The organism is Lachnotalea sp. AF33-28 (assembly GCF_003477885.1).
Lineage (GTDB): Bacteria > Bacillota > Clostridia > Lachnospirales > Lachnospiraceae > AF33-28.
In genome coordinates this window covers 98,555-113,372 of sequence record NZ_QUEE01000012.1, presented here as the reverse complement: position 1 = coordinate 113,372, position 14,818 = coordinate 98,555, and the positions used below count along the sequence as shown (strand labels likewise).

Sequence of the window (14,818 nt, the reverse complement as noted above, 5' to 3'; positions counted from 1 at the left end):
TTATAAAATATTGACTACCCTTGTGTGCTCCCCTTGGCAGGATCCTCATGATACAGTGTGTAACCGCCCCGGCTGCGTTCCTTCGTCTCATAAAGCGCAGCGTCCGCATTCCGGTAAAGCGAATCGAAATCTTTGCCGTCCTTTGGCGCAAAAGCCACACCGATGCTGGCCGATACATGCCAGCTTCTATCGGACCAGGTATGCATACGGTTCAGCGCCTGACAGAGGTTAAATGCCTTGCTCTCTGCCCATCCAGAGTCTTCTATTCGCAAAAATGCCACAAATTCATCGCCGCCGATCCGCCCGAGGATATCGGTGCGGCGGAAATTTTCCCGTATGGTCTTTGTAAACGCCTGGATGACCGAATCTCCGAAGGCATGGCCGTACAGGTCATTGGCTTGTTTGAATTTATCAATATCAAAGATAAAGAATGCATAGCGCTCTTCCGGATACTCCTTCAATACCTGGTCGATCCGGCGCTTGGTTGCAGTCTTAGTCAGCAACCCGGTCATCTCATCCATTTGTGCCAGCTGCTGCATCTTTTGTTCCTGCTGTTTTTCCGCATCAATGTTCTGGCGGTAGACAAGCATATGGACCGTCTGATCCGTTTCCCATCTCACAAGCCGCGCAGTAATTCGCATCCAGTAGTAATGGGTGCCGTCCCTGGTGATCATAACTTCGCAGCACAGGCTTTCCCTGCCCTGCCCGTAGGCCTGCATCACCTTTTCCGGAAGGAACGTATCCAGATATTCCTGACGGAATTCTTCCTTAATCTGTTTTTTCGCTACAATGCGAAGCGCATTATCATACGTAGATCCCGAAGGGGCGCCAATGCTCTCAAAATAGGCTGCGGTGACATCGTTCGCCGGCCGGTTATTTGTAATATCCAGCTCATAAATATTTTCAAAGAGCTGTTCCGTCGCTTTCTCAAATACCGACTGCCGCTCCCGCTCAACAGACTGCGTCAGCTGTACGATCTGCGTATTGAAACGCCGTATTACATGGGTGATCAGAAACAGTATGAGGGCAAGGATTACCACGATTACAGCTACCGAAAGCGCCAGCTGTCTGTAGAGTTCATTGACCAGCGCATCGGTATCCCGTTCCACAACCAGATGCCACTGAAGTTCCGGAAGGTAACGGGTGATGATATAGTCCTGTTTATGGCCGCTTCCGTCTGTATTCCAAAAGCTGTGTGCGCTGCCTTCTTCCTTCCAGCCCAGTATCTGCTGTCTGTTGTCATGCTCAATGGTGTCCGTCTCAAACAGGTTGACCTGCTCATATCCCGTATGTTCCGTGGAGACCTCGATCATCCCCGTATCATCAATCAAACAGGCGTTCATGCCGAATTTATCCTGATAATCCTGCAGTATCTGCTGGAGGGAATCAATCCGCACGCCGACTCCCACAACACCTAACAGCGTTTCATTTTCCCCATGGATTTTACAGTTCACAAAAACGGTGATCGCATTTTCCGCTCCCACCACTTCATCGTTATCCACATTCATGCTGTACTCTTCATCGGAACAGAGCAGTCCATCATAGTACCATACATTCTCCGGATCACCCTTAATCAGCACGCGGTCCAGCCCATTGAAATTATAATATCTGGCCGTAGCCGACGAAACCAGAAATACCGAATCATACCCGTATTTCGTCTGATACCCCTTCAGGTATTCCTGGAGCGTGGCAACATACTCCGGATCATCCAGATGGCTGCCCTCCTTAGCGAGAAAATCCCTTAACAGACTGTCGTTTGCCATGGTCAAGGATACATTCACAGGCTTAGAAAATATAGAATTAATCTTATAGTATATCCCCTCGGAGGTAAGTGAGGACACCTGCTCAATACTCTCTATTGAGGCACTGTAGTTGGCCTGATAACCCAGCAGCGCAGTCATCAGAAAGCCTACGATAATAACCAGACAGACCCAAAGGTTGGTCTGCAGTAAGATACGATCTTTCATTCTGTACCTCCGCCCAATTTTTTATACGCTGTTACCGGGTCAATATCATCCTTTTTTAATTATATACTTTTCACAACCGTACCGCAACAAGGAGAAAATTTTCTGCTTCATCTCCTGCTCTTCTGCAGTTTAAGCACCGCCGGGATCAGAAAGTCTTCTTTATTCACCGTTTTTTTCTGGATCCGCATCATAAGCAGCTCGACCGCCTTCCCGGCGATGGCCGCCTCATCCTGCTTCACATGAAGGAAACGGTACCCCTCCGGCGCAAGATAGTCCTCATCGACCACCGCGATGCGCAGATCCCGATCCGGCATGATGCAATTTTCCTCCAATACGCGAAGAAGCGGAGGGAGGATGCTGTACTCCGCGCATATCACCGCGTCCGCTTCGCTCCCGCAGATTTCCAGGGATCGGCGGATGTCTTCCACCACTTCGGCCGGCGGGTCGCTGGAAAGCAGCTCTTCCCGCGTATTCTTTAAAGGAAGCGGAAATATGCCGGCCTCCGTAACACCGGCGGCATCAATGCCGTCAATAAATCCCCTGCGGCGTTCCCTGACTGAAACCGCATTGGCATCATCCGATGTCAGCAGCGCGATACACCGGCTGCCCTGTTTTGCCAATGTCTCCACCATGAGCCGGACTGCCGCCGCATTATCCGTGCGCACAGATGGGAGCTTGATCCCCTGCATATTTTTATCCACCATGACAACAGGAAAACCTTCCAGATATAATTTCAGCAGGGACGGATTATAATGTTTTCCGTGGCATGGCATGATAATGAGCCCTTCGATTCCCAGACTCAACAGAAATTCGATCTCCTCCGTCTCCTTCTTCCGGTCTCCCAGGGAGAACCTCACCAGGGTTCTGTATCCGTTTTCAGCGGCGCTAAGCTCCAGACGGTACATCATATCCAGTCCAAAGGGCGTCGATACATGTTCCAGGACTACTCCGATTACCTTCAGTCCATTGGGCTTAGACGGAACCGGAGCGGATGTCTTGTCTTCCACAAAGCTGCCCTGTCCGGGAACCCGCTTAAGATATCCCTCCTGCACCAGCAAAGCCAGCGCTTTATCCACCGTTATGCGGCTCACACCGTATTCCTCCATCAGCGATGCGGCACAAGGCAGCTTCTGCCCCGGCAGGAGATGCTGCTGCTGAATCACCATTAAAATTCCATCGTATACTTTCCGGTATAAAAAATCGGTTTTAGACATGCCATACCCCTCATTTCCGCCACAATATCCGTCCGGCTGCCCCGGCCCGGTCCGTTTTTTAAATCGGTGAATCCTTTATATATTATATGTTATCATAAAACATGTTTTTTTCAACATCATTTTACGGCCGTTTTAATAAAACATGTTTTTTATTATTTGCAGCTGTCGGTTAAGCCGCGTGCAGAATGGCATGTATACACAGCTGTATCCACTGTTTTCGAAATCATGCGGCCGATTATTCACGCTGTAAAATTTAAAACATTATTTACTATATATATTTAATATGTTAATATGAAATCAATACAAAACACAGGAGGTCTATTATGTCTGACAGGAAAACCAGTTCTCTGCGCTATGCGGTCGGCATGTTCGGCACATCCATCCCCATCAATATGTTTAAAACCTATGCCGCCGCTTTCTATGTGATGGGCCGGGGTGTCACCACCTCACAGCTCGCACTGGTACTCTTCATCTACACCTTTGTCGATGCTATCGATAATCCGGTATACGGCTTTCTTTCCGACCGCACACGCACACGCTGGGGGCGCCGGCGTCTGTGGCTGGTGATTGGAACTCCGCTGCTGGTGCTTTCGTTCATCGGATTTTTCAATGTTCCCTCCTTTATCGGGCCCGGCAGCGTCTTTGCATACATGCTGCTCATGTACATACTGACAGGCACACTGGATTCCCTGATCAATGCCAATTATGCCGCTCTCTTTCCCGAGATGTTCAAAACCGACACCGAACGGGCTAAAACAAACGCTCTCCGGCAGGCCTTTCAGCTGGTTGCGATGGTGATCAGCATCGCTCTCACCCCTGTTGTCACCGACAAGCTGGGTTACGGAACGACCGCTCTCATCTACGGACTCCTGGCCGGCGCTGTCATCCTGTTTATGGCGCTGGGATGCCATGAGCCTGCGGCCGATGCCAGCGTGGAAAAACCGCGTCTCCTTAATACCCTGAAGGATATGCTCACCAACCCCAAATTTTGGATCTACGGCCTCACCAACGCGTTTTACAGCGCGGCGATGGCCCTTGTCATGGCGGCGGTTCCCTTCTATGTACAGTACACGCTGGGGCTTAGCGGCATCGCCAACACGGTGCTTCTGGGCGTGGTGCTTCTGCTGGCCATGGGCTGCGTGGCCATATGGGCGCATCTGGTTAAAAAATTTACGCTGATGCCGGTATGGCGGACCGCCTTGATCTTCATGGGCCTGTCCTTTATTCCGCTGTATTTCGCCTCCGGTTTAGTCAGCGCGATCTGCGGCTGTGTGGCGGTGGGCATCGGCTTTGCAGGCGTGATCACCACCATGGATCTGGTAGGAGCCCGCATCATGGATGAGGACTGCCGCATACACGGACTGAAACGTGAAGGCACCTATGCCAGCGCGATGGGATTCATGAACCGTTTAAGCGGCCTGTTCACCAGCCTCGCATTCCTCTTAGTAGGTTCTCTCTACGGGTTTGAAAGCGGGGATGTGCCCGGACCGCATCCGGCACAGGCCGCCAGGTTCCTGCTGGTCATCTTCCCTTTCTGTGCAATGATACTAAGCGTGTTATGCTCCCGTTTCTTAAAATTTCCGGAGCTGGACGGTGACGGAACAAAACCCGGCAGGGCGGACGGCGCTCTATGAACGGCCGGTATCTGATCGTCAGCGCGGACGATTTCGGCTTAAACAGCAGCACAAACGATGCGATTGCCGAGCTGTTTTCTTCGGAGCACATCACCTCGGCCGGCATACTGGCACCCGCATCAAAGGCAGGGGAGGCCTGCCGGATGGCGGCGCAGCACGGATGGTCTGTGGGCGTACACTGGACGCTGCATTCGGAATGGGGAGGTTCGGACAGATGGCCCCCTCAAGCAGGTGCGGACAAATCCCGCAGCCTGCTTGAGGACGGCCTGCTGGCTTATGGCACGCAGGCCGTAAAGAGGGCGGACAGCCGTGATGTCAGCGCGGAACTTGACGCACAGTACCGCTTTCTGGTTTCCTGCGGCTGCACGCCGGATCACGCGGACAGCCACGGCGGCACTTTGTACGGCATAAACGGGCGCCTGTTCTTTCTGAATGCATTTCGCCTCTGCCGCAAATACCGTCTGCCCTTCCGTTTCGGACGAAACGGCCGCTTTATGGAACGGCAGTTTGAAAAACGTCCCGGCGCTGCCCTGCGAATCGCCCACAGGGCGGTCTGCGGCTGCGCCGGTCTGTACGGAGTATCCCTGCCGGACGATTTTTACTCCGAACCCCATCCGGTGGCCCGGATTGATCATTACAGCAGCCTGAAAGCCTACTACGAAACACAGCTATCCGGATGCGGCGGCGGGGTCACGGAAGTCTTTCTGCACCCGGCGCTGCCGGATGAAGAAATGCTCAAACGAAACGCGGAGTGGCAGAAAAGGGTCTGGGAATACGAATACCTAAAAAGCGGAGATCTGACACAGCTGGCTCAAAAACTGGGTTTTACGCTGATCTCCTGGCGCGATTTTTCTTCTCTTGTAAAGTGACGGACGATGATGGAAAATAAATTGGTAAAACAGGTCATTGTTGTATTTAAAACACATCTGGATATCGGATTCACGGCTCTGGCAGAGGAAGTGCTGGATCGTTACTGCAAAAGCTTTATCCCATCGGCGGTGCAGCTGGCCCTCCGCGTGAATACGCCCAGTAAGAAACGCTTCGTCTGGACAGTCGGCTCTTTTCTGCCCATGCATTATCTTCGCACTGCAGCCCCAAAGGAACGGACACTTTTTGAAGAGGCGGCGCGCCTAGGCTATGTCCGCTGGCACGGCCTGCCCTGCACCACCCATACCGAGCTGATGGATGCTGATTTAATGGAATACGGCCTCTTAATCGGGCAGGATCTGGACCGGCGTTTTGACGTTCACACCCTAGCCGCCAAGATGACCGATGTGCCCGGTCATACCGCCGCCATGGTGCCGCTGCTTGCAAAGCACGGCATAGAATATCTGCATATAGGCGTCAATGCCAGTTCCCGGGTTCCCAATGTGCCCCCGCTGTTTCGCTGGCGCTTTCAGGAACATGAGATCGCGGTCAGCTACGCCGCCGATTATGGGGAGGCGGCCGTACTGGACAATGGTACGGCGCTGGAATTTTTTCATTCGCAGGATAATATGGGGCCGCCGGATGAAGATTTGCTGGAGCAGGAATATAAACGCCTTGCCGCGAAATATCCTAACGCCCGCATTGAAGCCGGCACCCTTGACGATTTCGCCCGGGCAATCCGCTCCGTAAGGGAGACTCTGCCGGTTTTGGATCAGGAAATCGGAGATACCTGGATACACGGCGTGGGAAGCGACCCGCTTAAGGTTTCCGCCCTGCGCAGGCTTCTGGCCTTGAAATCCCGATGGCTTGAGGGCGGTCGGATAACCGGAGGCGAATCCTGGTACGGGAACTTTATGCTGCCGCTGCTCTTAACTGCGGAACACACCTGGGGAATGGACACCAAGAAATATCTGCTGGATTTCACTCACTGGAATAAAGAAGCCTTCGCAGGCGCGAGAGCCCGGGATATCACCTCCTACCGCCTGCTGGCCGCAGGCCCCCGTGAACAGGCGCTGGCGGATCAGCTGATGCCGGAATTAATCCGTTATCGCGGCAGCGATAACTGCCAGTCCTCCTACCGCCTGTTCGAACAGTCCCATGACGAACAGCGCAAGTATATCGAAGACGCCATCTGCGCCCTCCCTCCGGAACTGGCCGCCAAAGCGCGCCTCGCCCTGTCCTGGAAGCCTCCGCATTTCCCGCATCGCCAGAGCTCTTCCGTCAGGATCACAGAAGGATTCACGGCGGACATCGGCGGCTGGCGCGTGCATCTCGGCAAATACGGCCAGATCACCTGTCTGGAACACCGGGAAAGTGGAATCCGCCGCACGCTCTGCCTCGGAATGTTCGCATATGAGACCTTCAGCGCCGAAACGGTACAAACCTGTTTGGAGACCTATGGCAGGGATATGGAACAGAACCGGCACTGGGCGGAATTTGATTTTGGCAAACCAGGGCTGGAGTATGAGTCCGGCATCCGGGACGCCTGCTTTTACGCGGAGCCGGTAACCGCCGAATGCGGAGAAAACAGCCTGACGGTATGTATGCTTGGCAATGAGGAAGCGGTCAGACTGTACGGTTGTCCGCGCCGCATCTTTATCCGGCATGTATTTGAACCGGACCAAATCGTCACCACGCTGTACTGGCAGGATAAGGACGCCATAAGAAGCCCTGAGGCGCTGTGGCTTTATATGAACCCTCTGCCGGGCTGCCGGCATTGGACGCTTCAAAAGCTGGGGCGGCAGATCTGTCCGGATCAGGTCGTATCCGGCGGTGCGCGGCGGATGCACTGCTGCGAAGCTCTGCGGGGAACATCGAAAGACGGTGCGGCAGCCATATATCCTATGGACGCCCCGCTGGTATCCGTCGGGGGACGCAGCCTGTATCAGACGGACGATTCATGCCCGGACTGCGGTGAGGGTTTCTGGTTCAACCTGTTCAACAACCGGTGGGGAACCAACTTTAAGCAGTGGTTTGAAGAAGATATGCGCTTTTGTTTTGTAACAAAATTTGATTGGCGGTGAAGTTATGGAAAAGAACAGTCCTGTAACACAGATCATTGAACATGTCATCGAAAAAGATCGGGAAGGGCAATATTATGCCATCCCCTTTGAAATGCCTCCCGGCATGGAGCTTCTGACTGTCTCTTACAGCTATCTGCGTGATAAAAAAAGGGGTAACAACGTGGTGGACCTTGGCCTTATGGACGAAAAAGGGCAATTTCTCGGATGGTCAGGAAGCGCGAGAAGTTCTGTGAGCATCGGGTGCTATGAGGCCACGCCCGGCTACCGGATGACAAAGCTTTCCCCCGGCACCTGGCACATCCTGATCGGCGCTTACAGGATACTGACTCCTCCGCTAAAGGTGCGGTATGAAATCCGCTTCACCCCCCGGCAGGCCCGCTGGCTGACCGGAGATCTGCATATGCACTCCACCGCGTCGGACGGGCGCAAAGATGTCTATACGCTGGCAAAAAAGGCACAGAAAACCGGCCTGGATTTCATCGCGGTCTCAGACCACAATAACTACAGCGAGAATTTCAGCCTTCCAAAAATCTCGGGGCTGACCTTCATACCGGCGGTGGAATGGACACATTACAAAGGACATATGAACTTTTTCGGAGTGCCCGCGCCGTTTGACAACTCCTTTGTGGCAAACAGCGAACAGGAGATGCAGCAGCTTCTTAAGCAGGTGAGGGATAACGGCGCCGTTATATCGGTGAATCATCCGAAATGCCCTCTCTGCCCCTATCTTTGGAAGGATGTAAGCCAGTTTGAGATGGCGGAGATATGGAACGGACCGATGAGGAAGGTAAACACCGACGCAATCCGCTGGTGGCACGGCCTGCTTTCCGACGGACGGCGGATTCCCGCAGTGGGCGGCAGCGATTATCACCGGGACTTAAGCCCGGTGAGGTTTGCGAGACCGGTCACCTGCGTATATGCACAATCCCCATCCGCCGCCGATATCCTCGACGCGCTGCGGCACGGACACAGCTACGTGACCTCTTCTGTCCGGGGCGTAAAGCTCTCTCTGCCAAAACAGGATGTGATCTTCGGGCAGACCGTGTCCCATGGGGATGTCCCCATGCTGCGCTGCCGCGCCGAGCGCGGGCACAAGGGCATGCGCCTGCGTCTCGTGACCGACCGGGGCATTGCGGCGGAAACAGGCGCATGGAAGAACGGGGCCGCAGAGCTTTGTGTGCCGGTGGGTGAATGGCGGTTCGCATATCTGATCGTCGTTCGGAGGATATTTGGCAGGGAACGGGTGCGTGCGGTGTCCAATCCTGTTTATTTCGACGGGGGCAGAACGTAATAGTTTCAGCGAAAAAGATCCCCTGATGGGGCTGATATCCTCATTTTGTGTATCAGCCCTGTCAGGGGATCTTTTATTCATCTGATATCCTCATTTCCGTCCACAGGCAGAAGCGTCACCTTAAATTCAACCGTCTCACAGGGCACCAGATATTCCGGCAGAGTTCTGGGACCGCAGGCTCCGTTTCCGATGCCGCACTGCTTATAGTCCAGATTCCATACCGTTTCCTCCATGTGCTGCAGCTCGCAGGTATGCCCGGCAGAGGTCAGATTTTCCAGGGAGTAATGCATCGCGCCCGCTTCCATGAGCGGATGGGCCTTTGCTAAGAATCCTGTCCCGCCGCGATCCATCAGGCTCATCCAACGCACTTCCGTTTTATTGCCGTTTTCCTGGGGCCTTACATAGGGAACAAATTCCGCATCCACCGTCGATTCATAGATCCTGACCCTGCCACTTTCCATGATGTCGCTGTAGGTCTGGTGCGGCCCTCTTCCATACCATTTCATCACATCCAGCCCGGCTGCAAGCGTCAGCGTCAGGCCCAGGCGGGGCGGATGCATATTTTCTTTCAGCGGCGTCACCTTGAGTGTGATATCCATCGCTCCTCCGCCGTCAATCCGATAGAGAAGCAGGGTCTGATAGCAGGGATACAGGCTATGCTTTCCATGGACAGCGTTCACCCGGATCTCTATATTATCCTGCGTTTCCTCAAAATCCGCCGACATCACCTGCTCGCATAGGGCATCCAGTCCGAAGTCCACCCACTCGCGCTCGATTCCGTCCCTGTTGACGGGCGACAGGTCGTTATCGGTCGGTGCCCTCCATGCCTGAAAATGTGGCCCCTGGGCGATCAGCTCCCTGCCTTTCCATTTATAAGAAATACATCTGCCCGTCCGGGCTGTAAATACCGTTACGTAATTCTCTCCCTCAATTATGGCATTTTTTCCTTCATAGCGGAGCCTGGGCGGTGAAATGAGTCCTTTCTGCTGTTTTGCAGGTAGTTCGTTTGTGCCCTTCTTTGGCAGCGGGATCTGCTCATAGGCGATTTCAAACCCGACTTCGGACCAGGAAGCGGCTTCTTTTAACCGGAAACTGCACTCCACAATGTACTCGCAGCCGGCTTTTTCCGGACAGTGATATGGGATCCTGACCGTTTTTTCCTCCATGGGAGCGAGTTCGGGAAGGAGCAGCTTACCGCTCTCCGCCAGCCTCCCGTCTTCATAGAGCTCCCACACGGCGTACAGATGGTTCAAACGTAGGAAACGGTATGTGTTTTGTATGACCACTTCCTGATTTTTAAGGTTTCCCGCACGGACCTTCACCGGCTGCACCAGCTTTTTAAATTCCAGCAGGCCGGGGCGCGGATTGCGGTCAGGGTCTACCATTCCGTCGATGCAGAACTGTCCGTTATTGGGTTCATCTCCGAAATCGCCGCCGTAGCAGAACCATTCCTTCCCATCCCCGCCCCGCATGCGGATTCCCTGCTCACAAAATTCCCAGATAAAGCCGCCGATCAGCCTTTTATGGGTATCAAACAGCCCAATATAGCGGTTCAGGCTCCCCATGCTGTTGCCCATGCTATGGCCGTATTCATTCAGCAGAAACGGCCTCGGCTCCTCCATGTGCGCCTGTTCCTCCACAAAATCAAAATCCGAATACATTCTGCTGATCACATCCACGCAAGAATCCTCCAGCGCATGGAGATAGTGGACGGGCCTTGACGGATCCACCTCTTTTATATACCTGCTCATCGCCTGATGATTGCATCCAAAGCCGCTTTCGTTGCCCAGCGACCAGAAAATCACACAGGGGAAGTTCTTATCCCTCTGCACCATGCGCGCCGCCCTGTCCAGATACGCTTCTTCCCAGTCAGGGTCGCCGCTGAGCCGGCCGTATTCCCCCACGACCTGGAAGCTGTGCGTTTCCAGATCCGCCTCATCCATCACCAGCAGCCCGTATTCGCTGCACAGGCAGAGAAATTCCGGCGCATTGGGATAGTGCGATGTGCGGACTGCATTGATGTTATGCCGTTTCATGGTCACGATATCCCGTACCATATCTTCCTTCGTGACATAGTAACCTGTGTCCGGATTGAAATCATGCCGGTTCACTCCGTAAATCTTAATCGGCCGGCCGTTTAAAAGCAGCTGCCGGTCCCGGATTTCGATTTTGCGGAATCCGACCGGGATGCACAGGATCTGTTCCGTTTCATTTACGCTGATAAACAGATCGTACAGTTCGGGCGTTTCGTGCGACCACAGCGCGGGAGAGGATACCGTCTTTTCAAATACAAACCTCTGCCCTGCCGTTACGGTCTCTTCTCTGAATATCTCTTTGTCCTGCCGCATCAGCTTTGCCCTGATCACAGAGCTGTCCCCGCCGCTTCCGCAGTCCCTAAGTATCCCTTCCACATGAAGAATCGCCTCTTGAAGGCCGTCTCCCCATTCATACCGCACATGCACATCCTCGATGTATTTCCTCGGTCTGGACATCAGATACACATCCCTGAATATGCCGCTAAGCCTCCATTTATCCTGGCACTCCAGGTAAGAGCCGTCGCACCATTTCAGATTGCACACCGTCACGGAGTTGTTTCCGGGACGGACATAACCGCTTATGTCAAATTCCGAAGGCATATGGCTGCCCTGGCTGTACCCGACGAACTTTCCGTTTATCCACAGATAAAAAGCGGCATCCACACCGTCAAAGGTGATGCTGGTCTGGCGCTCCCGCCATTCATCCGGTATCTGAAATTCCCTGTAATACACCCCGGCCGGATTGTCATCCGGCACATACGGCGGATTCAGCGGGATCGGCATATCCCTGTTTACGTACAGCGGTTTGTCATAACCCGATGTCTGCCAGCATCCCGGCACCGCCACCCGGTCCCGGCAGACGCTTCGGGCGTCCAGCCCTATTTGATCCGGAATATCCCAGACCGATTCAAAATAGCAGAAATCCCATGTTCCGTTTAAAGATCTGTAATAGGAGTCCGAGGCATAATCCCTCTTTCTCGCTGTTTCTTCGCTGTCACATGTGATCAGATGCGCGTGGGGCGGCATCCGGTTGATGTGCAGCACATGCTGATTCTCCCAGTGGTTCTCTCTCTTCCATTCCATATTCTTAATCCGCTCTTTCCCGGCCTGCCACAATTATAAGTTCGGTGTGATCCAGTGTAACTTCCAGCACCTGTGCATCCGTTTTTACCACACATGTTTCATCAATGCCCTGACAGCTCGCGGCTGCTGCAAAATCCGGCAGCGCGATTTGCACTTTGTGGGGGCGGATCGGGCGCAGCACCGCTGTAAACTCGCCCTTATCCACATCCCATTTCATATCCACATAGCCGTCCTCATAACGGAAGTTTTTAACTCTGCCCGCATACAGCCTCTCTTCCAGCGCCGGCAGCAGCGCCAGATAACCGGGGGCCGCATACATAAGCATCTCCTGAACCGCGTTTACATACCCCAGATTTGCGTCCATCTGCACGGGAGCCGGATCCATGGTCAGCGAGATATTCATCCCCCTCCAGTCATTGTGCAGCGTGAAGAAATTATTGGTGAGGCAGCTTTTCGCCAGATTATCCAGGCAGTTCATGGCCGCCTTTCCGTCGCGGAATCTGGCATAAATGCCCGCCATGTGGGTCATGGACCAGCCTGTCTGGGCATCAATCTCCCTAAGCTTTACGGCCTTCTCATATGCCTCTGTCCATTCGGGATTTCTCTTGGGATAGATCTCCTTCCCCGGAAATACCGGATAGATATGGGACAGATGCCTGTGGTCATAGCGGTCCTCAAACTCATCCTCCTGCCATTCCTTTACAGCGCCCTTTTCGTTCACCTTAAATTCCGGAATGGCATCCAGTATGCGGTTCCATCTCTGAATGCGCGCTTCATCGAACGGACTTCGGCGTCCGCAGCGTTCCATCTCGTCCGCAATCTTCTTCATATTGGAGAAGAATTCTTTGACTATGGACAGGTCAATTGTGGAATTAACCGTGGTCGGCATCGGGTGCGCCATCTGTACGCCTTCCGGAGGCATAAAATTCTGCGGCGTGTTTTCCGGAGATACACTAGGATAGATGCGTATCCTCTCCGCTCCGTCTGAAGTTTCGGTAAAACAGATGAACTGCTCATAGAAATCCGCCACGCCTATCATATAGGGCAGCAGCTCACTTTCCAGATAATCCCAGTCCTTCGTATATGTAAAATAATCATAGTAATGCGCGGCGATCCAGCCTGCCGCCCCCACCCAGTTCATGATGACCGGCACCACCTGGGTGGGCGATGCCACGCCGGGCGTCGTTCCGGCCGTCATATAGATTCCGTCTATGCCGAAGAGCTGCCTGGCATTAAAGCGGAATGCTTCCATCCTGTCGTTCATGTATCGGAAAATGGCCTTCTGATATTCCGCCAGATTGCCGCAGAGGCTGTGCCAGTATATCATCTGCAGGTTTTCGTTGGCCATATTATGGCACCACTGCGGGCGGTATCTTCCGGCCCACAGGCCGTATAACGGGAACGGGTTGGCATCCGGGCCGGTGCCGCAGATGAACAGATACCGCCCGAAATTCCACAGTTTTTCAATCATCTCTTTGGACTGTTTTCCCTGATAAGCCTCCATTAAAAGCTCTTCATTGCTCCGTCCCAGGTCCGCGCCGGAGAGTTCCAGCTCAGCGCTGTGATACAGTCGCATATGCTCCTGTGCGCTCTCATTCAGAAGCGCGTCAAAAGGCTGTGTCTGTGCCGCCAGCTCATCATGCAGCCGCTTCCATGCCAGGTCCCTGGCTTCATTCACATACAGCATCACTTCTATTATAATTTCATCCGCCCCCGACAGTTTGAGTCTTTCCCCCAGCATTTCTGCCTGCCCGTTTACAAAGACGACTTTGGCCACAGCGCCGAACTCCATGTCCTTCTGATGGCTGTCTTTTGTTTCCTCGTTCAAATACAGGAAGACTGTATGCGGATCTTCAAAAACGGCCTCTTTCCCAGCGCTCTCCCAAATCTTTTTGACGGCTTCGGTGGGCACCTCTCCCTCATTCTGATAGGGCTCCAGGGAGATCAGAACTTCCAGCTTATCCTCCAAGCCTTTCGCATTCTCCGCTTTGATTCGGTATACTGCCATGTCCGTTATGCGGGATACAAATACCTCCCGCGACATGCGTATGCCCCCATCGGTCCATTGGGCCGATGCAAGAGCCTTTTCCATATCCAGGCTGCGGTGATAGGCGGCAAAGCCTTCCACAGCTTTCTGCTCCACCACGATCCTGGCGGCCGGCATATGGGATTCCAGCCTGGAACCGTAGTTTTTCTCATTGAGCGCATTGACAACTTCCCAGCTGGCTTCCCTGTACTCTTTTCGATCCATCTTCTCACGGAGGCGCACAAACGCTTCCTTCACATCCGGCAGAGTTTCCTCACTCCCGTCATACCAGAAATCATGCCTTCCCAGCTGCAGGATTTCTTTTTTAGCCCCTCCGTAGAGATTGGCCCCGGTGTATCCGTTACCCGTCACAAGACCCTCTCTCCATAAATCATGCCACCATGTGGACGGATAAATCATTTCCAGACGATTCCTGCTCATTTTATTCCTCCTCGTTATGACAAAATTATGCTGCCCAGTCAATCTGCAGCTGTCTGTGTTACCGTATCTGTACCTATCATAATGGAAACAACAAAAAAATGCGATCTGGCCAGACGACGTATTTTATGACCGTATGTCGCATTTTATTGTTGTTGTATGGTATAATGTCGTTAGA

General features: G+C 53.3%; 8 protein-coding genes. 4 read left to right on the top strand and 4 right to left on the bottom strand.

Annotation, left to right across the window (positions count from 1 at the left end):
* Positions 1–14 precede the first annotated feature (14 nt).
* Positions 15–1,967, bottom strand: a complete 1,953-nt coding sequence (locus DWZ56_RS16375) for a sensor domain-containing diguanylate cyclase (protein WP_118557679.1) — start codon at positions 1,965–1,967, stop codon at positions 15–17.
* Positions 1,968–2,074: 107 nt separating this feature from the next.
* Positions 2,075–3,181: a GntR family transcriptional regulator gene (locus DWZ56_RS16370; protein ID WP_118557678.1), complete on the bottom strand. Its 1,107-nt coding sequence runs from the start codon at positions 3,179–3,181 to the stop codon at positions 2,075–2,077.
* A gap of 323 nt (positions 3,182–3,504) precedes the next feature.
* On the opposite strand from DWZ56_RS16370, the gene DWZ56_RS16365 reads away from it, so the two are divergent.
* Genes DWZ56_RS16365 through DWZ56_RS16350 form a run of 4 tightly spaced genes read left to right on the top strand, consistent with a single transcriptional unit; the run spans position 3,505 to position 9,057 of the window.
* A complete protein-coding gene (locus DWZ56_RS16365; protein ID WP_118557677.1) occupies positions 3,505–4,815 on the top strand; it encodes an MFS transporter in 1,311 nt (436 codons plus the stop codon).
* On the top strand, positions 4,812–5,684 hold the full coding sequence (locus DWZ56_RS16360; protein WP_118557676.1) for a ChbG/HpnK family deacetylase: 873 nt from the start codon (positions 4,812–4,814) through the stop codon (positions 5,682–5,684). Before DWZ56_RS16365 ends, DWZ56_RS16360 begins: the two co-directional genes overlap by 4 nt.
* A 6-nt stretch (positions 5,685–5,690) precedes the next feature.
* Positions 5,691–7,766 (top strand): DUF5054 domain-containing protein, encoded by a 2,076-nt coding sequence (locus DWZ56_RS16355; protein ID WP_118557675.1) that lies wholly within the window; start codon positions 5,691–5,693, stop codon positions 7,764–7,766.
* A 4-nt stretch (positions 7,767–7,770) separates the two neighbouring features.
* Positions 7,771–9,057, top strand: a complete 1,287-nt coding sequence (locus tag DWZ56_RS16350) for a CehA/McbA family metallohydrolase (protein WP_118557674.1) — start codon at positions 7,771–7,773, stop codon at positions 9,055–9,057.
* Between the two features lie 77 nt (positions 9,058–9,134).
* Here DWZ56_RS16350 and DWZ56_RS16345 read toward each other — a convergent pair whose 3' ends face one another.
* Both DWZ56_RS16345 and DWZ56_RS16340 read right to left on the bottom strand, forming a co-directional pair.
* Positions 9,135–12,176: a glycoside hydrolase family 2 TIM barrel-domain containing protein gene (locus DWZ56_RS16345; RefSeq protein WP_147369437.1), complete on the bottom strand. Its 3,042-nt coding sequence runs from the start codon at positions 12,174–12,176 to the stop codon at positions 9,135–9,137.
* Between the two features lie 4 nt (positions 12,177–12,180).
* The gene (locus tag DWZ56_RS16340) at positions 12,181–14,643 is read right to left on the bottom strand and encodes a glycosyl hydrolase family 95 catalytic domain-containing protein (RefSeq protein ID WP_118557672.1); all 2,463 of its coding nucleotides are present in this window, start codon (positions 14,641–14,643) and stop codon (positions 12,181–12,183) included.
* Between the last annotated feature and the right edge of the window lie 175 nt (positions 14,644–14,818).

Coding starts and splice junctions, on each gene's coding strand:
- DWZ56_RS16360 (WP_118557676.1), top strand. CDS start 4,812: ATGAACGGCCGGTATCTGATCGTCAGCGCGGACGATTTCGGCTTAAAC.
- DWZ56_RS16355 (WP_118557675.1), top strand. CDS start 5,691: ATGATGGAAAATAAATTGGTAAAACAGGTCATTGTTGTATTTAAAACA.
- DWZ56_RS16345 (WP_147369437.1), bottom strand. CDS start 12,176: ATGGAATGGAAGAGAGAGAACCACTGGGAGAATCAGCATGTGCTGCAC.
- DWZ56_RS16365 (WP_118557677.1), top strand. CDS start 3,505: ATGTCTGACAGGAAAACCAGTTCTCTGCGCTATGCGGTCGGCATGTTC.
- DWZ56_RS16340 (WP_118557672.1), bottom strand. CDS start 14,643: ATGAGCAGGAATCGTCTGGAAATGATTTATCCGTCCACATGGTGGCAT.
- DWZ56_RS16375 (WP_118557679.1), bottom strand. CDS start 1,967: ATGAAAGATCGTATCTTACTGCAGACCAACCTTTGGGTCTGTCTGGTT.
- DWZ56_RS16350 (WP_118557674.1), top strand. CDS start 7,771: ATGGAAAAGAACAGTCCTGTAACACAGATCATTGAACATGTCATCGAA.
- DWZ56_RS16370 (WP_118557678.1), bottom strand. CDS start 3,181: ATGTCTAAAACCGATTTTTTATACCGGAAAGTATACGATGGAATTTTA.